Origin of the sequence: Demequina pilifera (assembly GCF_048814985.1) — a bacterium.
Classification (GTDB): Bacteria; Actinomycetota; Actinomycetes; order Actinomycetales; family Demequinaceae; genus Demequina.
This window is the reverse complement of sequence record NZ_JBMDTW010000003.1, coordinates 212,773-231,789: the sequence shown is the minus strand read 5'-3', so window position 1 is coordinate 231,789 and position 19,017 is coordinate 212,773. Positions and strand designations below refer to the sequence as shown.

General features: G+C 70.1%; 15 protein-coding genes. 1 reads left to right on the top strand and 14 read right to left on the bottom strand.

Annotated elements, in window-relative coordinates; genetic code table 11:
- The first annotated feature begins 4 nt into the window (after positions 1-4).
- Positions 5-1,000, top strand: coding sequence for a polyprenyl synthetase family protein (locus ACNI14_RS06340; RefSeq protein WP_420519108.1), 996 nt, complete (start codon positions 5-7; stop codon positions 998-1,000).
- Between the two features lie 160 nt (positions 1,001-1,160).
- On the opposite strand, the gene rarD is transcribed toward ACNI14_RS06340, so the two are convergent.
- The 14 genes from rarD to ACNI14_RS06270 all read right to left on the bottom strand — a co-directional run bounded on the left by rarD (position 1,161) and on the right by ACNI14_RS06270 (position 18,949).
- On the bottom strand, positions 1,161-2,099 hold the full coding sequence (gene rarD / locus ACNI14_RS06335; protein ID WP_420519107.1) for an EamA family transporter RarD: 939 nt from the start codon (positions 2,097-2,099) through the stop codon (positions 1,161-1,163).
- 114 nt (positions 2,100-2,213) lie between these two features.
- Complete coding sequence (locus tag ACNI14_RS06330; RefSeq protein ID WP_420519106.1) at positions 2,214-2,828, bottom strand: GNAT family N-acetyltransferase; 615 nt, start codon at positions 2,826-2,828, stop codon at positions 2,214-2,216.
- Positions 2,829-2,944: 116 nt separating this feature from the next.
- Complete coding sequence (locus tag ACNI14_RS06325; RefSeq protein ID WP_420519105.1) at positions 2,945-5,008, bottom strand: glycosyl hydrolase; 2,064 nt, start codon at positions 5,006-5,008, stop codon at positions 2,945-2,947.
- 1 nt (position 5,009) lies between these two features.
- On the bottom strand, positions 5,010-5,855 hold the full coding sequence (locus ACNI14_RS06320) for an HlyD family secretion protein (protein WP_420519103.1): 846 nt from the start codon (positions 5,853-5,855) through the stop codon (positions 5,010-5,012).
- Positions 5,852-7,561 (bottom strand): glycosyltransferase family 2 protein, encoded by a 1,710-nt coding sequence (locus ACNI14_RS06315; protein WP_420519102.1) that lies wholly within the window; start codon positions 7,559-7,561, stop codon positions 5,852-5,854. Before ACNI14_RS06315 ends, ACNI14_RS06320 begins: the two co-directional genes overlap by 4 nt.
- A 350-nt stretch (positions 7,562-7,911) precedes the next feature.
- Positions 7,912-9,900: a glycosyl hydrolase gene (locus tag ACNI14_RS06310; RefSeq protein WP_420519101.1), complete on the bottom strand. Its 1,989-nt coding sequence runs from the start codon at positions 9,898-9,900 to the stop codon at positions 7,912-7,914.
- On the bottom strand, positions 9,897-10,622 hold the full coding sequence (locus ACNI14_RS06305) for an efflux RND transporter periplasmic adaptor subunit (RefSeq protein ID WP_420519100.1): 726 nt from the start codon (positions 10,620-10,622) through the stop codon (positions 9,897-9,899). The genes ACNI14_RS06310 and ACNI14_RS06305 overlap by 4 nt, the downstream gene beginning before the upstream one ends.
- A complete protein-coding gene (locus tag ACNI14_RS06300; protein WP_420519099.1) occupies positions 10,619-12,289 on the bottom strand; it encodes a glycosyltransferase family 2 protein in 1,671 nt (556 codons plus the stop codon). Before ACNI14_RS06300 ends, ACNI14_RS06305 begins: the two co-directional genes overlap by 4 nt.
- 273 nt (positions 12,290-12,562) lie before the next feature.
- Entirely contained in the window at positions 12,563-13,396 is an 834-nt protein-coding gene (locus ACNI14_RS06295) for an ABC transporter permease (RefSeq protein WP_420519098.1), read from the bottom strand.
- Complete coding sequence (locus tag ACNI14_RS06290; protein WP_420519097.1) at positions 13,383-14,186, bottom strand: ABC transporter ATP-binding protein; 804 nt, start codon at positions 14,184-14,186, stop codon at positions 13,383-13,385. Before ACNI14_RS06290 ends, ACNI14_RS06295 begins: the two co-directional genes overlap by 14 nt.
- Entirely contained in the window at positions 14,186-15,616 is a 1,431-nt protein-coding gene (locus tag ACNI14_RS06285) for a sulfate adenylyltransferase subunit 1 (RefSeq protein ID WP_420519096.1), read from the bottom strand. Before ACNI14_RS06285 ends, ACNI14_RS06290 begins: the two co-directional genes overlap by 1 nt.
- Positions 15,616-16,545, bottom strand: coding sequence for a sulfate adenylyltransferase subunit CysD (gene cysD / locus ACNI14_RS06280; RefSeq protein ID WP_420519095.1), 930 nt, complete (start codon positions 16,543-16,545; stop codon positions 15,616-15,618). The genes ACNI14_RS06285 and cysD overlap by 1 nt, the downstream gene beginning before the upstream one ends.
- Positions 16,527-17,258, bottom strand: a complete 732-nt coding sequence (locus ACNI14_RS06275; protein ID WP_420519094.1) for a phosphoadenylyl-sulfate reductase — start codon at positions 17,256-17,258, stop codon at positions 16,527-16,529. Before ACNI14_RS06275 ends, cysD begins: the two co-directional genes overlap by 19 nt.
- Entirely contained in the window at positions 17,255-18,949 is a 1,695-nt protein-coding gene (locus ACNI14_RS06270; RefSeq protein WP_420519427.1) for a nitrite/sulfite reductase, read from the bottom strand. The genes ACNI14_RS06275 and ACNI14_RS06270 overlap by 4 nt, the downstream gene beginning before the upstream one ends.
- Positions 18,950-19,017 lie beyond the last annotated feature (68 nt).

Sequence of the window (19,017 nt, the reverse complement as noted above, 5' to 3'; positions counted from 1 at the left end):
CCTGATGGCGCTGCCGCTAGGCTCCCCGGCGCTCGAGGAGGCGCTCACCCCGCGGCTCGCGATCGTCGAGGAGCGGTTGCGAGACGCGGTCGCGCAGTCGGATCGGCTCGCGCACGCCACCTCCCGTCACCTCGTGGACGCGGGCGGCAAGCGGCTGCGGCCCATGCTGACGCTGCTCACTGCGCAGCTCGGCGACGGTGCCCGCCCCGAGGTCGTGGACGCGGCCGTGGTCGTGGAGCTGACCCACCTCGCGACGCTGTACCACGACGACGTCATGGACTCCGCGCCCACCCGGCGCGGCGCACCGGCCGCGCACGAGGTGTGGGGCAACTCCGTGGCGATCCTCACCGGCGACCTGCTGTTCGCGCGCGCGTCCCGCGTGGTCGCCGGGCTCGGGCCCGAGGCCGTGCGCATCCAGGCCGAGACCTTCGAGCGGCTGTGCCTGGGCCAGCTCCACGAGACCGTGGGGCCGGATGACGGCGAGGATGCCGCCGAGCACTACCTGCAGGTGCTCGCGGACAAGACCGGTTCGCTGATCGCGACCTCGGCGATGTTCGGCGCCAAGTTCGCGGGCTGCGACGTGCGTACGGTCGAGGCCGTGACGCGATACGGCGAGCTCGCCGGCGTGGCTTTCCAGCTGGCGGACGACGTCATCGACGTGCGTTCCGACGCCGCGACCACCGGCAAGACCCCGGGAACCGACCTGCGTGAGGGAGTGCCCACCATGCCGGTACTGCTGTTGCGCAAGCGTGTGGCTGAGGGGCGGGGCAGCGACGCCGATGCGGACCTGCTCGCCGCGATTGACGGCGACCTCAGCGGAGACGACGCGCTGGACCAGGCGGTTCTCGCTCTGCGTGGCCACGATGTCGTCGACGAGACGAGCCAGCTGGCTCACGCGTGGGCGGGCCGCGCCAAGGAATCAGTGGACTGTCTGCCTGAGGGTGACGTGCGTGACGCGTTGCTGACCTTCGCCGACGCCCTCGTGGCGCGCGCCGCTTAACCCAAGCAAGCGCATCGGCCGACTGAAGCCTGCCTCACTTCCCCCACCACTTCTGCACACGGCTGTGACAGGAGTGGGTGGTGCGTCGGATGTGGTGTCGCACCGCCCTCGCCAGCCCCACCGTCACCAGGTGTGTGCAGAAGTGGCGCGGGGGAGGGCGCTAGACCGGCTCGACGGGCACGACCCTCGCCTCGCGGCGGCTCGGTCGAGCCCGCCAGCCATCGACCGTCAGCACCACGAGCGCGACCCACACGAGGATGAAGCCGATCCACCGGCTCAGGGGCATGGGCTCGCCGAAGTGCCACACCGCGAGGACGAACATCAGCGTGGGGGCGATGTACTGCAGCAAGCCCGTGACGTACAGCGGCAGTCGCCGCGCGCCGGCTGCGAACAGCAGCAGCGCGCCTGCCGTGAACGCTCCGGTCGACCACAGCAGCACGTCGTGGCCGATCCCCAGCCCGGGCTCCCCGCGTGCCAGGAACGTGGCCTGGCCGGACTGGTGGATCCACACGATCGCGGCCACCGCGACCGGCACCAGGATGGCGGTCTCAACAGTGAGGCCCGTCACCGCATCGACCTTCCCGCCCACTCTCTTCTTGATGAGTCCGTACAGGCCGAAGGACGTAGCCAGCACCAGCGCGATCCACGGGAACTCGCCGAGTCCGAAGCCGATCACCAGCACCGCGACCACGGCGATGCCGATCGCGACCAGTTGCAACCGGCGCAGCCGCTCCCCGAGGAACACCACGCCGAGCGCCACCGTGAACAGTGGGTTGATGTAGTAGCCGAGCGCGGCCGAGTTCACGTGGTCGGTGACGACCGCGTACACGTAGATGAGCCAGTTGATGGCGATGAACACGGCGGCAGCGGCCAGCGTGAGCAGGTTGCGACGGTTGGCGACCGCCCCCTTGAGCCGCGCCCAGCCGCCTATGACGGCGACGATCGCCGCGCACACGAGGACGGACCACAGCGCCCGATGCGCGGTGATCTCGACCGCGCCAGCCGGCTCGAGGGCGTGCATCAGTAGGGGGAATCCGCCCCACATCAGGTACGCACCGGCGCCGAACGCGAGCCCGGCCCTGCTCAAGGATTCGTTCACCTGGCGATTGTGTCACCGGGGGCGCGGCACGACGGCCGATGCGCGGGCTGGGTGTGCCTGCGGGTGCCAGTCGGGCAGGTGCTGGCACCGGCGCCGTTCCGCCCCACCTGCGGGTCAGGTCAGAATCCGCCTCATCAGCACGCGCGGCTTGCCGCCGCCCTTCGAGGTGGTGTCGGACGCCTTGGTGAATCCGTGTCGCTCGAACAGCGACGCGGTGCCCACGTAGGCCGAGGCGACATCGATTCTGTCGCCGCCGGTGTCTGCGGGATACCCCTCGACGATGGTGGCACCGCGAGAGCGCGCGTAGTCGACGGCGCCATCGAGGAGTACTCCCGCGAGGCCCTGCCGGCGGTGGCCGGCCCTCACGACGAAGCACACCACCGACCACACGGGCTCGTCGTCCAGGGAGGGGATCACGCGGGAGTGGACCAGCCGGTGATAGCTCGCGCGCGGGGACACGGAGCACCAGCCCACCGCCTGCCCCTCCCTGTAGGCGAGCACGCCCGGCGGGATGTCCTCCCCGCACAGCTCGTAAAGGGTGTCGGCGCGGGCCCTCGCGGGCTGGTCCTTGATGCGCGGATCGCCTGCGCTGAGCCGCATCGCCAGACACCAGCACGCGGGTGTGTCGAGGCTCTTGGGCCCCAGGATCGCGCGGACGTCCTGCCAGCGCTCCTGGGTCGCGGGCACCACCGCGATGGCCGCTGTGCCCGGGTCCGCGTCGTCCCTCATGCGACCACCTTAGAGCGGACGCAAGACACGGGCCCAGGCAAGGCAGGCTGACCGGGCCAAGCGGACGGCATCACACCGCCGCGGCGAGCCGCCTCATTCCACCGCGGCGAGCCGCCTCATTCCGCCGCGGCGATCCAGGCCAGCATGGCGGCACGCGAGTTGCCGTCGTCGATGCCGTCCTCGGACAGCGCGATGGCCTCGTCCCACGCCGCCGCGGCCTGCTCCGGCCCCGCGAGTGCCTGGTACATCAGCAGGTAGTCGCCGAACGGCACGTCGTAGCCGTCAGGCGCCGCAGACTCGATCGACCGCAGCGCGGTCTCGACCGTAGCATCGTCGGTGGGCGCGAGGTGCTGTTGCACAGGCGCCATCGGGATCAGCTCGATGCCGAGCATGGCGCTCGGCTCCGCGCTGAACCATGTCGAGTGCTCCCGCTTGCCGCCCCACTGGAGCGCCACGATGTCGTGCTCGTACTCGTCGAACCCCTCAAGGTCGGGTCGCAGCCAGCGGTTGACCGCTGCGTCTGCCTCGGCCGACAGGGCCCACGTCGCCGTGTCGGCGAGCGACTCGTCGCCGCGGGCGGCGGCCCAGGCGGCCACCCCGTTCCACGCGAGCACCGCCTCCGAGCTGGACTCCTGGTTGTTGCCGTCGCCGAACGGCGCGAAGCCGCTCGCCCACGAGTGCCCTGCGAAGGGGTCGAAAGCGCGCAGCACCGGGAAGGCCTCGGCGTCTGCGGGGCTTGCGATGTCGGCCGCCACGAGGTCCATGACCGGAGCGAGGTCCTCTTCGAGCGACGGGTCGCGGTCGAGAGCGACCGCGGCGGCGTTCAACAGGTAGCCGTAGTGGAAGTGGTGGTCGTTGAACTCTTCCGAGCCGAATGCGGCCTCGAGTCCCACGACTCCCTGCAGCTGATCGTCGTACTCGAAGCATCGCTCCGAGCGACCGTCGCAGCCTGCAGCGTCCGCCCAGGTCAAAAGCTGGTCGGAGAGCGCGCCGGCGAACCCGTCAGCGAGGTCCGTCTCGCCCAACGCGTCTGAGATGGTCACCAGCATGGCGTGACGGTGCAGCGCCTTGGACCCGAAGTAGGTGTCGGCGGGGAACACGGGCTCGACCTGGGCCTCGGCCTCGAGGGCCGCGACGATCTCCGCACGGTGCTCGTCCGTGATGGCACTGAGGTCGAGACCGAGGTCCGGTTCGATGACCGGCACGGACCAGGTGACCGTCGACGCCGAGCATGCCGCGAGCTCCCCATTGATGGAGGGGTAGGTGCCGAGGTCGCATTCCATCCCTTCGGCGCGCTCGCGTGGAACGGCGACGACGGTCGGCTCGCCCTCTGGCGCATAGGTGAGCGCAGTGGTCGCGGCGTCGCCATCGAGGGCGTAGTTCACATCGACGCCGTCGACGGGTGCGCCCACGGCTGCCGCGACGGCTGCCGCGTCGCCGTCGTCGGGGACCGCGAACATCTGCAGGTGATCACCCGACGACAGGGTGACCGTCGAGCCCTCGACGGTCGCGCTCGCGGACGCGATGCCGTACGTACGGCCACCGGCGTCCATGGTCCACACGCCGTCGCCGGCCTCGGTGGGCGCGGGTGCGACCGTGAGGGACAGGTCGTCAGTCGCGGTGACTCCCACGAGGGGAGATCCCGCGGCGAGGCTCACCGCCGCGTCGCCGTAGGCGAGACTGACGGCGACGGTGTCCGCGGCGGTCGCGACGGGAAGTCCCGTCGCGCCCTCGACTGTGACCGTGACGTCGCTCGATGCCGGGCCGACGATCGTGTCGGGCCCAGCAGTCACCTGAGGAACGCCCCAAGCGAAACCGCCGTCGGTCGACGCGAACGACAGCGGCGCGGGAAACGCCACGAAGGGCTGATCGCCGAACACCAGGCCGGAGTACCAGCGGTTGGTCGGGGGGACCACGCCGTCGGCGACTCGCGCCGTCGCGGCGGAATCGCCGTCTCGTGTGGGAAGCACGGAGGGGTCGGCGGTTCCCGGTGCAGCGACGGTGTCACTGCCGGGAGCGACGAGGTCGCCGGCGCTCGCGGTCGGGGCATCGGCGCTGGCGCTCGTGCTCGGACTCGGGTCCGGGGTGCTCTCCGTCTGGTCGTTGGATCCGCCGTCGCAGCCCGCAAGGACGACGAGAGCGCCCGTCACGGCCGCGGCGGCCCAGATGTGTCGTCTCATGTCATAGTCCGATCTGCTCAAGGAAGTCTGTGGCGGCGTCGCGCAGTCCGGCCAGCGGGCCGTCGTCGCGGAGATCCACCGTGGCGGTCACGGGGGTCCCGGGTGCCGTCAACCCGGCGGGGTCGCTGTCGGTGATCTCGTCGGAGTCCACGCGCACGAAGGCCCGCGCCGCGCCTTCCTCGGTGGCGACCTCGATCTCTTCGATCGAGCCCACCACGATGGAGCGGTCCGGCAGGCGCACCTCCACCGGGGCGCCGAGCTGGAGGCGGTCGAAGTCGCGGGGGGTGAGGACGAAGTCCGCGCTGATGTAGAGCGACCCCTCCTCGTAGACCTGGGCCACGATGCCGCCTGCGGGCACGTATCCGCCCACAGCCGTGGGGACCTCGGCCACCGTGCCGTAGGCGCTCGCGGTGACGGTCCACAGCGGACTGAACTCCTCGTCGCCGCCATCCGATGACTCCTCATCGGAACTCGACGACGAGGCTGTCGCTGGTGCTGCGGCCTCGGGGGACGAGGCATTGGCCACGTCGGCAGCCTCCGCCTCTTGCGCATCGGCCTTCGCCTCGCGCTCTTCAGCTTCCGCCTCCCTTTCGAGGTCCTGCTGACGAGCGAGGCTGTCGATGGTGAACAGCACGTCGCCCTCGGCGACGTGGGCGCCCTCCTCGACGTGCTGCTCGACGATCTTGCCGGCGTAGTCGGTGCCGATGGGCAGTTCGGTGGCGGTGATGGTGGCGCTCTGCGATGTGGCGCTGGATTCGCGCTCGGTGTAGACGAACGTCAGGGCGGCGATGATCACGAGCACGCCCAGCGTGCCGAAGAAGAGTTTGAAGCGGGTGGCCCAGGTCATGAGGACTCCTTCTCAAGGGTGGCGGTGCCGTGGCCCCAGACGGGGGCGAACGCGCGCTCGGTCGGACGGGCCACCACCGTGCGGGTGGGTGGCGCGACCTTCTTGCGGGCCGACACGGGTGTGGACAGTTGGCGGCCCTCGCGGGCTGCGGCGACGAGGAACGTCGCAAGGATGATGGTGTTGGTCACGTTCCAGGCAGTCGCGAGCGACAGCGACCCGTTGCCCAGGTCCCTGGTGATGCCCACCACGGAGGTGAGCGCGAGAAAGACGAAGATCAGCACCTGCGGAACGATGAAGTTGAACGGAGACCCGCCCTTGGTGGTTCCCGTCGCCTGCCACCCGACGTCCTTGCCCCTCAGGGCATTGACGAGGGCCTTCACGTAGATCGGGAACGACACCGCGGCGAGGGTCAGCGTCTGCCAGCGGAACGAGCCGAGCGTGTACCAGGCGAACAGGATCTGCAGCGCGTAGAAGCCGGCGTAGTACATGAACCAGGTCAGCGCCGACGTCTCGAGGGTCATCGGCTGCAGGTCGAAGAAGATGTCCATCGGCGGCAGCATGAGCAGGATCAGCGGCGCGATCCCCGTGAGATAGAACGTCGCCGTGACGAGATACTGCACGCGCTGCTCCAGCGTGAGACGGACGTCGCGGCGGAACGGGTTGCGGTTGAACAGGATCTCGAATCCGCCGGTCGCCCACCGCAGCTGCTGCTTCGAGTACGCCTCGATGGTCTCGGGAGCCTCGCCGACGGCGAGCACGTCCGGGATGAAGACGGACTTCCAGCCGGCCTCGTGCATCATCAGCGACGTCCACACGTCCTCCGACTTGGAGCCGGTGTAGATGCCATCGACGTCCTCGACGGCCTCACGGCGGAAGATCACGTTGGTGCCGACGCAGAAGGCGGCGTTGAATCGGTTGCGGCCGGGCTGAATGAACCGGTAGAAGACGGCCTGCATGTAGCCGGCGCCGCGCGCGATCGTCGTGCGCAGGTTCCCGTAGCTCTGGGGCGTCTGGACGAAGGCGAGGTTCGCGTCGTGGAAGAACGGCAGCGTCTCCTCGAGGAAACCGGGACTGGGCACGAAGTCCGCGTCGAAGACCGCGAAGAACTCGCCCTTGGCGAGAGTGAGCGCGTGGTTGATGTTGCCCGCCTTGGCGCCGCCCGAGGTGAGTCGTCGCACGTAGCGCGCGCCCTCTGCCGCCGCGAGGTCCCGCACGGCGTCGCTGTGACCGTCGTCGAGCACCCAGGTGGTGTGGCTCCCGCGCACCTTCAGCGCCGCGCGCACTGTCCCCCGGATCACGTCGAGGTCCTCGCCGTACGTGGTGATGAAGATGTCGACGCCTACCCCGTGCCCGTCGATCTGGGTGGGCCACAGGTGCGGTGGCCGCTGCTCGTGCTGCGCGTCGACGCGGTACAGGGCGTCCTTGGCGCGGAAGTACGCGAAATCGCGGGGGTTGTGTCCGCCCGACAGGATCGTCCACATCCCGAAGAAGGCCTGCGCCACGAGCACCGTCTCCGCGATGATCACCATGGTGTACGGCAGCAGATCGCCGCGGTGGCTGGGGTCGAGCAGGAACCCCGCGTACAGGAGGGTGCCGAGAGCGGCCACGCCCACGGTGAGGAACATGATCGGGCTGGGTGACGTGCCCGTCTCCGTCGTCGGCAGGGACGCCTCGGGGCGGGCATGGGCTTTTCGGGGTGCAGACATGTCTCACTCCAGAAGTGGGCGGGCCGCGGGCATGCTGTGGCCCGGGAAGAGGTGGGTGGCGACGTCGCCTTGGCCGGCGCTGGTAGGCCGGGATCAAGTGGTCGGTTCGTCGTCGGTGGCGATGGCGCCGTCGGGCGGCGCCCTGCTCAGTCAGGGCCAGTCAGTGCCAGGGTCTGGAGCACGGCCTGATCACCACTGTAGGTCAGGGGCTCTCTCAGAAATGTCTCAGATGTGCCCGATGACGCTCTGAACAGGGCATATGTGGAGGGCTTGTTTCCGACGGACCCAGCAGAGGGGCCGATGCGGGTGCCGGCCTCCCAGCCCGGCGAGGGTGCGGTGGGCGGCTGGCATCACTGCGACGCCGGCGCGCGATGCGGCGCCGCCGCGATCCACGCGAGCATCGTGGCACGGCTGTTGCCGCCGTCGATCGCGGTGTCGGGCAGGTCGATCGCCTGCTCCCAGGCGCTGGCGCGCTGACTGTCCCCGGCGAGCGCCAGATACATCAGCAGGTAGTCCCCGAACTGCACGTCGAATCCTCGCGGCGCGGCCTCGGCGACGGCCTGCTCGATGCGCTCCGCCCCCACCTGCGCGAGCGGCATGGCCTGTGCCGGCGACGCCGGGATGAGCTGGATCCCCAGCATCGCGCTGGGCTCGGGTGAGAACCACGTCGCGTAGTCGCGCTTGGCTCCCCACTGGAGCGCCACGATCGAGTGCTCGTAGCCGGCGAATGGCGAGAGGTCGGGCGCGAGCCACAGTCGGCGCGCGGCCTCGGCCTCGGCGGCGAGCAGCCAGCGCGCGCGCTCCTCGAGCGCCGCGTCGCCGCGCACCTGGGCCCACAGTGCGACGGCGTTCCAGGCGGCGACCGCCTCGGAGCTCGATTCCTGGTTGTTGCCGTCGGCGAACGGAGAGAAGCCGGAGGCCCACGAGTGCCCCTCGACCGGGTCGAAGGTGCGGATCGCGGGCATCGGTCCCCCCTCGCCATGAGCGATGTCCGCCGCCACCAGGTCGAGGACCGGGCCGATCTCGTCGGCGAGCTCGGGGGATTCGGCGCCCATCACGGCGGCCGCGTGGAGGAGATACCCGTAGTGGAAATGGTGGTCGTTGAACTGCTCGGACCCGAACGCCGCGGCGTAGCCCACCACGCCCTCGAGGGTCGAGTCGTACACGAAGCAGCGATCCGCCGCGGTCGCGCATCGATCCGGGTCCGCCCACATGCGCAGCTGCTCGGTGAGCACCGCCGCAAGGTCGGCAGCGATCGCGTCCTCCCCGAGTGAGCGGGCGATCGTGAGCAGGTTCGCGAGGCGGGAGAGCGCCTTGGCGCCAAAGTACGTGTCGGCCGGGAGTTCGGGCGCTGTCGCGACGTCCGCGATCAACGCGTCGCGAATCGCGGCACGCTGCGAATCCGCCACCCCCTCCAGTTCGAGCGCGTCGCGGGGCGCCACGGCGCCGACGTCCCACCGGGCCTCCTGCATGTGGCACACCGCGTACGGACCGTTGATCGTGGCGTAGGTGCCGAGATCGCATCCCCATTGGGCCTTGTCCGCCCGAGACTCGGGCATCGCGACGACGGTCGGCGTGCCGTAGTCGAGGCTCGTCGTGGCCACGTCCTGTCCCGCCCAGCCCGACCACTCCACGCCCGTCACCACGTCTCCGAGCGCGTCCCCGAATGCGTCGGCCTCACCCCCGTCGGGCACCGCGAAGAATTGGGCCGTGCCGCCCTCCTCGAGGCTCAGCGCCGTGCCGTCCACCTCGCCGCCCTCGATCAGCAGTCCGTACTCTCGTCTGTCGACGACGGCGGTGGCGACCCCTCCGCCCGTGGCGGAGAAGGCGACGCTCAGCTCCGCCTCGACGGCCGGGCCGGCCGTGAGCCCCACGACGGGCCAGCCCTGGGCGAGCGACATGCTCGCGTCACCCCAGGTGACCGTGACGCTCACGGGGCCGGCGGCGCTGACGACGCCATGCCCGGATGCGCCCGTGATCGCGACCGTGATGTCGCCGCGCGCCGGGGCGAGGATCGCATCGGCGCTGTCCCCTGGAGTGGTGAGGCCGAGCGTGAGGCCCCCGTCGATGGTTGCCACCGACAGGGGCTTGGGAAACACGGGGAGCCCTGGTTCTCCGAAGGCGAGGGACGAGTACCAGCGGTTGGTGGGCGCAATGGCGCCGTCGCCCAGCCGCGTCGCCACGTCCACGGCAGTGGAGTCCTCCGCGAGCACAGCGACGTCCGCCGGCGAGGGGGACATCACGGGCTGCTCGGCCGCCGCGCCCCCGTCGCAGGCCGATGCGCCGGCAGCGATGGCGACGCATGTCGCCAGGGCAGCGGGGGCGCGGGGCGACTTCACAGCCCGACCCTCTCGGCCAGATCGTTCACCATGTCATTGACTCCCGCGAACGGACCGTCGTCCCTGAGCTGCAGGGTGGCGGCGAGCGGCGTCCCCGGCTTGACCAGGGCGTCGCCGTCGGTCCGGCCAAGGTCCTCCGACGCGATGCGGGCGCTGACGTGCGCGACGCCGTCGACGGTCTCGACCGTGAGATCCTCGACGGTGCCCGAGAGCTCGCGCTGGTCAGGCAGGCGCAGATCGACGGTCGCCGAGTCCTCGAGTCGCCCGAAGTCCCGGGGCGTGAGCACGAACTCCGCGACCGCGAACATCGTGCCGTCCGCGTCGATGCTGGCCAGCACGTCGCCGGGGGAGGCGTAGGAGCCGCTGTTCACCATCACCTCTGCGACGGTGCCGTCGACCCCCGCGCGCACGATGAGGATGCCGTCGTCCTGGACCGACGCCTCGATGGCCGACACGGCTCCGGTGTCCAGATCCCTCGCGAGCTGCAGGCTCTGCACCTCGAACATCCGCTGGCCCTCGTAGACGGTGTCTCCGGGCTTGACGTGCGAGGTCGTGACGATTCCGCTGTAGTCGGTGCCCACCGCATAGGAGGCGGCGAGGATGGACGCGCTCGCGCTCGTCACCTGCGTCTGACGTTGGTTGAACACGAGCGTCGCCGCCGCCACCACCGCGAGCACCACGATGGTGCCGAACACCAGCTTGAGTCGGTTGCGCCAGGTCATCGGACCAGCTCCTTCTCTCGTCGTGCGCGACGGGTGCGCGCGGTCTGACCTGTGGCCGCGGGCTGCCGCGCGGCCTGGATGGCCGCGTCGCCCTCCGGACGGGCGACAACGGTCCGGGGACCTTGCGGGGGCGCGGGGTCGGGTGCGCCCGGGCGCGGCGACAGCGCCCGGCCCTTCCGGAGCGCACGCGCCTCGCGTCGAGCCGCGTTGACGAACGCCCCCAGGATGACGGTGTTGGTGATGTTCCACGCCGTCGCGAGGGTGAAGACCCCGTTGTCGACGTCCCGCCAGATCGCGACGCCACTTGTCAGCACCAGGAACAGGAAGAACAGCAGCTGGGGGACGATGAAGTTGTACGGCGATTGGCCGCGGGCGGTGCCGGTCGACTGCCAGCCGACGTCTCGCCCCGTGAACGCGTTGACGAACGCCTTGACGTAGATGGGAAAGCTCACCGCGGCGAGCGTCAGCGTCTCCCACTTGAAGGAGCCGAGCGTGTACCACGCGAGGACGATCTGCATCGCGTAGAAGCCGCAGTAGTACAGCGCCCAGGTGAGCACCGTGAGCGACAGGTTCATGGGTCGCAGGTCGAAGTAGATCTCGAGCGGCGGCACCAGGATCAGCAGCAGCGGGCTGATGCCCGTCAGATAGAACGAGGCCGTCACGAAGTACTGGATGCGCTGGTCCATGGTGAGCCGACGGTTGACCAGCGGGAGGCGAGTCAGCAGGATCTCGAATCCGCCGGTGGCCCATCGCAGCTGCTGCTTGGAGTACGCCTCGATCGTGTCCGGGGCCTCTCCGATGGCGAGCACCTCGGGGATGAACACCGATCGCCAGCCGCGCTCGTGGAGCGCGAGAGACGTCCACACGTCCTCCGATTTGGAGTCGGTGCAGATGCCGTCGACGTCGTCGATCGCCGCGCGCCGGAAGAGCACGTTGGTGCCGACGCAGAAGGCCGCGTTGAACCGGTTGCGCCCTGGCTGGATGAATCGGTAGAAGACCGCCTGCATGTACGCGGCGCCGCGTGCGACGGTGGTGTGAAGATTGCCGTACGCCTGGGGCGTCTGAACGAACGCCACCAACTCGTCGACCATGAACGGCACGGTCTCGGTGAGAAAGGTGGGGTGGGGGACGAAGTCCGCGTCGAAGATCGCGAAGAACTCGCTCTTGGCCAAGGTCAGCGCGTGGTTGACGTTGCCCGCCTTGGCGCCGCCGGAGCTGAGCCGGCGCACGTAACGCGCCCCGATCTCCGCGGCGAGAGCGCGCACGTCGTCCGATCGCCCGTCGTCGAGGATCCAGGTGCGGTGACGGCCGTGCATCGCGAGTGCCGCGGTCGCGGTGCGCCGCACCACATCCAGGTCCTCTCCGTACACGGTGATGAAGACGTCGACGTCCACGCGCCGCCCCTCAAGGGTCAGCGGCCTGTCCTGGGGCGCGCGATCGTCCGCGGGCTCGAAGAGGGAGCGCTTGGCGCGGTGGGAGGCGAAGTGCTCCGGGCTCTGGCTCGCCGACAGGATGGTCCACATGGCCAGCAGCGCGTGGAAGACCAGCACCGACTCGGCGGTGATCACCATGATGTAGGGCACGAGGTCGCCCCGGTTGCTCGGGTCCAGCAGGAACCCGGTGTACACGAGGATGCCGAGCGTGCTGATGAGCACGAGCAGGATCATGACGGGCGAGGGTCCGCGACCATCGCCAGTGCTCGTGCTGGTCTGTGGGGGCGTGACGGTTTCAGCGTCGACGGCCATGGCACCTCCAGGGCGCGTGTCGATGAGGATGAGGATCGACGGCGCTGGCGGTGGCGCCCGTCAGGCGCCTTGCGTCGAGGCGGTGTGCGGGGCCTCGGTTCCATAGTCGACGGGGGTGTCCCGTATGTCTACATCGTCATGTAAACCTTGGGTGACGTTTGTGTGACATGTCTCACATCGGCGCGCCGCGCCGTGTCAGTGCGGGAGGCCCGCGTCCACGAGTCCGCGGCTCACGCGCAGGCGGTGTTGCGCGCGGGCGAACACGAGCCGGTCGACGAGCAGCGTGAAGGCGAGCACGATGAGGATGGTGGCCATCATCTCGGTGAGCTCCCCGGTCTCGCGAGAGCGGTCGATCACGTCGCCGATGCCGGTGCCGGACAGTGCACCGGAGAAGATCTCGCCGGCGACGAGGCACCTGAAGGCGATCGACCATCCGAGTTCGAGCCCAGTCGTGATTCCGGGCAGCGCGGCCGGCATCACCACGTGTCGCAGCAGCGCACCCCGATCCGCGCCGAAGGTGCGGCCCGCGCGGATGAGCAGCGGCGGCACGTTCTTCACCGCGGACCGGGTGCCCAGCATGATCGCGGGCATGGCGCCGATGCTGACCACGGCGGCGAGGGACCACGGGGACGTGCCGAGCACGACGGCTGCGACGGGGATCCACATCGAGGTGGGCATGCCCTGCAGCGCGGCGAGGTACGGGGACAGCCCGCGATCGAGCCAGGTGCTCGAGCCCAGCAGCAGTCCCAGTGCGACGCCGCCGACGGCCGCGACCGCAAAGCACGCGCCCATGAACAGGGTGATGCGCCCGAAGATCGACGCGAGCTGTCCGTCGCCGGCCATCCGCCCGAGCTCCCCGGCCGTCGCGACGGGCGTGGGCAGCGCATCTGCGACTCCGGCGGCGAGTGCCCACAGTAGCGCGAGGACGATGCCGGTGACCACGATCGGCGTGGCGCGACGCCACCAGGGAGCCTCGCTGCGCACCTCGAGCGGAGCCCCGTCGCGGGTCGGCAGCCTAGATGTTGACATACGAGTCCCCGCCCTCTCGCGGGGCCGAGATCCCCAGCTGGTCGGCCGCGTCGAGAAGCCTTCGCACGGTGGCGGACAGGGCGACCACTCGCTCCGACTCCACCACGCGTGGGCGATGGAGGGTGATCGGCACATCGCCGATGATCCGGCCCGGACCGGACGAAAGCACGATCACGCGATCGCCGAGGGCGACCGCCTCGCGCACATTGTGGGTGACGAACACGATCGTCACCCCGGTCTCCGCCCACAGTTCCTGGAGTTCGACGTGGAGGCGGTCACGGGATGGCGCGTCGAGAGCGCTGAACGGCTCGTCCATCAGCAGCACCTGCGGGCGCATCGCGAACGCGCGTGCGAGCGCGGCGCGCTGCCGCATGCCTCCCGACAGCTGGTGTGGGTGGAGCTGAGCCGCATCGGCGAGCCCCACCTTTCCGAGCCACCGCGCCACGATCTCATCGCGTTCCGCCGCAGGCACACCGGCGTTTCTGAGCCCGAAGGCGACGTTGTCGCTCACCGACAGCCACGGGAACAGCGCGTGCTCCTGAAACACCATGACGCGGTCCGGGCCGGGACCGCGCACCTGGGCGCCCGCGACGGTGACGTCTCCTCGGGCCGGCCTCGTGTGGCCCGCGAGCAGGTCGAGCATCGTCGACTTGCCGCATCCTGACGGTCCCACGACGCACACGAACTCGCCGGCCGAGACCTCGAGGTCCACGCCGTCCAGCGCGAGCCTGCCCCCGCCGGTGTCCGCGAAGGCCTGGGAGACGCCCCGCAGCGAGACCGCAGCACTCATCAGATCGTCACGTGGGCATCGGCGCCGGTGCCGGGGGCGGTCGCCCGTGCGGTCCCCGCGCCGATCGTGTTGCCATCCTGCGGATCGACCACGCAGAAGGCGCCCGTGCGCCGGTGACGGCCGTAGTCCTCGATCGCGAGGGGCTGCGCGAGCTGGAACTGCACCACCCCGATGTCGTTGAGCAGCAGCTCGTGGCCGGGGGCGATCGACGAGTCGAGGGTCCCGCCCGGCAGAGAGATGTCGAGAATCCCGTCGATCGCGGTGACCATGGCCTGCACCCGTGCCGACCCGTGCTGGATCAGCACCCTGTCGCGCACCCGCAGGGGTCGGTCCGTGAGCCACGCGACGTGGGCGTGGAACGCCCGTTCGGGCGCCACGGCGTCGCTCGCGCTCGACAGCAGGTCACCGCGCGCCACGTCGACGTCATCCGCGAGGCGGATCGAGACCGACAGCCCGGTGTGCGCCTGCTCGAGCGGCCCGTCCGCGGTGTCGATTCCCGCCACCGTGGTGCGGCGCCCGGACGGCTGGACCACGACGGCGTCTCCCACCCGGACCGTGCCCTCGGCGACCTGGCCCGCGTAGCCCCGGTACTCCCGGAACTCCGGGGCGATGGCCGCGTCCTGCGGCCGCAGCACCCACTGGACGGGCATTCGCCAGCCTGTCTCGGTCGCGCGTGCCTGCTCCGCCGTCGGGTGCTCGATGCCGCGCCGGTGGGCGGCGGCGAAGTCGTCCGCGCCCTGATCGATGCTGGGCACCGTCTCGAGTACCTCGAGCACGGTGGGGCCGTCGTACCAGGGGGTGAGGTCGGAGCGCAGAGCGACGTTGTCACCCTTGAGCGCGCTCACCGGCACCGTCACCACGTTGGTGAGGCCGAGCGACTCGGCGTGGGTGTGCACGTGCTGTGTGATGGACCGGAAGGGTCCCTGGGCGTAGTCGAGCAGGTCGATCTTGTTGACCGCGACGATCACGTGCGGAACGCGCAGCAGCGCCGCCACCGCGAGGTGGCGCTTGGTCTGCTCCACCACCCCGTAGCGCGCGTCGATCAAGACGACCAGCGCATCGGCCGTCGAGGCCCCGGTGACGGTGTTGCGCGTGTACTGCACGTGGCCGGGGCAGTCCGCGAGGATGAACGTGCGCTGGGGCGTCGAGAAGTAGCGGTACGCCACGTCGATGGTGATTCCCTGCTCGCGCTCGGCGCGCAGGCCGTCGGTCAGCAGGGCGAGGTCGACCTCCTCGCCGCCGCGCTCCTTCGAGACGCGCTCCATCGCCGCGTAGGCGTCGGCGAGGATCGACTTCGTGTCGTGCAGCAGCCGGCCCACGAGAGTGGACTTGCCGTCGTCGACGGAGCCGGCGGTGGCGAACCGCAGCAGGGAGGTGCGCCGGGCGTCGGGGGCGTAGGCCGCCACGGTGGCCGTCTCGGGGGCGGTCATCAGAAGTAGCCTTCCTTCTTGCGGTCTTCCATGGCGGACTCGGAGAGGCGGTCGTCGGCGCGGGTGGCCCCGCGCTCGGTGATGCGGGTCGCCGCGACCTCGGCGATGATCTCGTCGAGCGTCGAGGCCGTCGACTCCACCGCCCCCGTGCACGAGGCGTCGCCGACCGTGCGGTACCGCACCGATCGGGGCTCCGGGGAGTCGGTGTCGCGCACGCGCACGCTCGCGTGCGGCGTGAGCCACATGCCGTCGCGCGCGAAGACGTCGCGCTCGTGCGCGAAGTAGAGGCCGGGCAGGTCGATCTGCTCGCGCTGGATGTAGCGCCACACGTCCAGCTCGGTCCAGTTGGACAGCGGGAACACCCGGACGTGCTGGCCGGGCAGGTGCTGCGGGTTGTACAGGTTCCACAGTTCGGGGCGCTGGTTGCGCGGGTCCCACTGCCCGAACTCGTCGCGTAGCGACACCACGCGCTCCTTGGCGCGCGCCTTCTCCTCGTCACGGCGGGCGCCGCCGAACACCACGTCGTAGCCGTGGCCCACGATCGCGTCGAGCAGCGGCACGGTCTGCAGCGGGTTGCGGGTGCCGTCGGGGCGCTCGCGCAGCCGGCCGTCGTCGATGTAGTCCTGAACGCTGGCGACCTGCAGGCGCAGTCCCAGCCGCTCGACCGTGCGGTCACGGAACTCGATGACCTCGTCGAAGTTGTGCCCGGTGTCGACGTGCAGCAGCTCGAACGGCACGCGGCCCGGCCAGAAGGCCTTGGTCGCGAGGTGCAGCACCACCACCGAGTCCTTGCCGCCGCTGAACAGCAGCACGGGCTTGCGGGCGGTGCCCACAGCCTCCCTGATGATGTGAATGCCCTCGGATTCGAGGGCATCAAGGGTGGTCATGGTCGTCGTCACGTCGTCCTCGCTCATGTGTGGATCCCGCATTCTGTCTTGCCCTGGCCGGACCAGCGCCCGGCGCGCGGATCCTCGCCCGGCGCCACCTTGCGCGTGCACGGCGCGCAGCCGATGCTCGGGTAGCCCTGCGCGACGAGGGGGTTGCGGGGCAGTCCGTGGTCGTCCTGGTAGCGCTCCACGTCGTCGTCGTCCCAGCGGGCGATCGGGTTGATCTTCACCAACCCGTGCTTCTCATCCCAGGTCACCACCGGCATCTCGGAGCGCGTCACCGCGTCCACGCGGCGCGCGCCGGTGACCCACGCGTCGTATCCGGACAGGGCGCGCGCGAGCGGATCGACCTTGCGCATGAAGCAGCACAGGTTGGGGTCGCGAGCGAACAGGTCCTTGCCGTACTTCGCGTCCTGCTCCGCCACCGTGAGGTCCGGCATCACGTCGACGACGGTGATGGGGAACTGCTGGGCCGCGCGATCCCGCGTCTCGAGGGTGTCCTGGAAGTGGTAGCCCGTCTCAAGGAACAGCACGTCGACCCCGGCGAGACGGGTGCCGAACATGTGCGGCAGGATCGTGTCCTGCATCGACGAGGCCACGCCCAGACCCGTGCCGAAGGTCGCCACGGCCCAATCGGCGATGTGCGTCGCCGATGCGTTCTCCAGCCGGGACGCGACGGCCGCGCAGGCCTCGGCGTTCCATTCGCGCGGGTTGAGGGCGGTCAGCGCCGCGGCACCCGAGAGGGACGGGATCACTTGATGAGCTCCTCGTCGGCACGGAAGGCCCAGTCGGCGAACGTCTCGTCAGGCCCGTTGCGGTCGGCGAGGTAATGCGTGGTGACGCGCTCGACGTACTCGGGCATGCCGGTCTGCGTGACCTTGTGCCCGCGGATCTTGCGCCCGAAGTCGTTGTCCTCGCCGCGTCCGAGCCGGCCGCCCAGGTGGACCTGGAACCCGGGCACCTGCTCGCCGGACTCCTCGTCGAGGACGAGCTGCCCCTTGAAGCCGATGTCGGCGATCTGCACACGCGCGCACGAGTTCGGGCATCCGTTGACGTGCACCGTGATCGGGTTGTCGAGCGTGGGGAACTTGTCGTCGAGGACCTTCACCACCTCGCGTGCGGTGGCCTTGGTCTCGACGATCGCGAGCTTGCAGTACTCGATTCCGGTGCAGGCGATGACGTTGCGGTGGAACTCGCCCGGGTCGGAGTCCAGCTCGAGGGCGCGCAGCCCGTTGACGACGTCGCTGACCTTCTCCTGGTCGATGTCCAGCACCAGGATCTTCTGCAGCGGCGTCAAGCGGATCCGGTCCGAGCCGACCCTCTCCGCGATGTCCGCGATCGCCTGCATCTTGGTTCCCGACACGCGGCCGGCGACGGGTGCGACGCCCACGTACCAGTGGCCGTCGGCCTGCTCATGGATCCCCACGTGATCGCCGCGCTCACCGGGGGATCCCTCCTGCGGGGCTGGCCCCTTGGGAAGCTCGTACCCCAGGTAGTCGTCCTGCAGCACCTGCAGGAACTTCTCCGCGCCCCACGCCTTGACGAGGAACTTGAGGCGGGCGCGCGTGCGGAGGCGACGGTAGCCGTGGTCGCGGAAGATGCCCACCACGCCCTTCCACACCTCGTGAGCGATCTCGGGCTTGACGAAGACGCCCAGGCGCACGCCCAGGAAGGGATTGACCGACAGGCCGCCGCCCACCCAGAGGTCGTAGCCCACGCCCAGCTCCGGGTGCTCCACCGCGCAGAAGGCGACGTCCTGAACCTCGTGCAGGATGTCGGGCACGGGCTGGCCGGTGAAGGCCGTCTTGAACTTGCGCGGCAGGTTCGAGAACTCGGGGCTGCCGATGTAGCGCTCCTTGATCTCGTTGATCTGCGGCGTGGGGTCGATCAGCTCGTCCTTGGCGACTCCCGCCACGGGGGAGCCGAGGATCACGCGCGGCACGTCGCCGCAGGCCTCGGTGACGAGCAGGCCCACCTCCTCGACACGGCGGAAGATCTCGGGCACGTCCTCGATGCGGATCCAGTGCAACTGGATGTTCTGGCGATCGGACACGTCCGCCGTGTCGCGTCCGAACTGCTCGGAGATGAGCCCGATCTCGCGCGCCTGGGCGACGGACAGCTGGCCACCGTCTGAGCGAATGCGGAGCATGAAGTACTCGTCGTCGAGCTGATGCGGCTCGAGGATCGCCGTCTTGCCGCCGTCGATGCCCTGGCGACGCTGCGTGTACAGGCCCCACCAGCGGAACCGGCCGCGCAGGTCGCCCGGCGGGATGGACCAGAAGCCCCACTTCGAGTACATCGACTCGATCCGCTCGCGCACGCGCAGCGGGTCGCCCGTCGACTTCATCTCCTCGTTCGGGTTCAGCGGGGTGCGGTCACCCGCGGCCCATTGGCCGTCCTTCGAGGCGGTGTTCTTGCGCTGGGAGGCCTCGCGCGTGCGCATCATGCGCGCCTCCTCGCGGTGGCGCCGGCGCTCCTGCGCCTCAGCGATCTGGGCAGGCGTGCGCCCATCGG

What these genes read in the sequence shown, in the direction of transcription:
- ACNI14_RS06290 (WP_420519097.1), bottom strand. Translation starts at nt 14,186, where the DNA reads ATGAGTGCTGCGGTCTCGCTGCGGGGCGTCTCCCAGGCCTTCGCGGAC.
- ACNI14_RS06270 (WP_420519427.1), bottom strand. Translation starts at nt 18,949, where the DNA reads ATGATGCGCACGCGCGAGGCCTCCCAGCGCAAGAACACCGCCTCGAAG.
- ACNI14_RS06340 (WP_420519108.1), top strand. Translation starts at nt 5, where the DNA reads ATGGCGCTGCCGCTAGGCTCCCCGGCGCTCGAGGAGGCGCTCACCCCG.
- ACNI14_RS06315 (WP_420519102.1), bottom strand. Translation starts at nt 7,561, where the DNA reads ATGTCTGCACCCCGAAAAGCCCATGCCCGCCCCGAGGCGTCCCTGCCG.
- ACNI14_RS06330 (WP_420519106.1), bottom strand. Translation starts at nt 2,828, where the DNA reads ATGAGGGACGACGCGGACCCGGGCACAGCGGCCATCGCGGTGGTGCCC.
- ACNI14_RS06320 (WP_420519103.1), bottom strand. Translation starts at nt 5,855, where the DNA reads ATGACCTGGGCCACCCGCTTCAAACTCTTCTTCGGCACGCTGGGCGTG.
- ACNI14_RS06325 (WP_420519105.1), bottom strand. Translation starts at nt 5,008, where the DNA reads ATGAGACGACACATCTGGGCCGCCGCGGCCGTGACGGGCGCTCTCGTC.
- ACNI14_RS06305 (WP_420519100.1), bottom strand. Translation starts at nt 10,622, where the DNA reads ATGACCTGGCGCAACCGACTCAAGCTGGTGTTCGGCACCATCGTGGTG.
- ACNI14_RS06300 (WP_420519099.1), bottom strand. Translation starts at nt 12,289, where the DNA reads ATGATCCTGCTCGTGCTCATCAGCACGCTCGGCATCCTCGTGTACACC.
- ACNI14_RS06285 (WP_420519096.1), bottom strand. Translation starts at nt 15,616, where the DNA reads ATGACCGCCCCCGAGACGGCCACCGTGGCGGCCTACGCCCCCGACGCC.
- cysD (WP_420519095.1), bottom strand. Translation starts at nt 16,545, where the DNA reads ATGCGGGATCCACACATGAGCGAGGACGACGTGACGACGACCATGACC.
- ACNI14_RS06295 (WP_420519098.1), bottom strand. Translation starts at nt 13,396, where the DNA reads ATGTCAACATCTAGGCTGCCGACCCGCGACGGGGCTCCGCTCGAGGTG.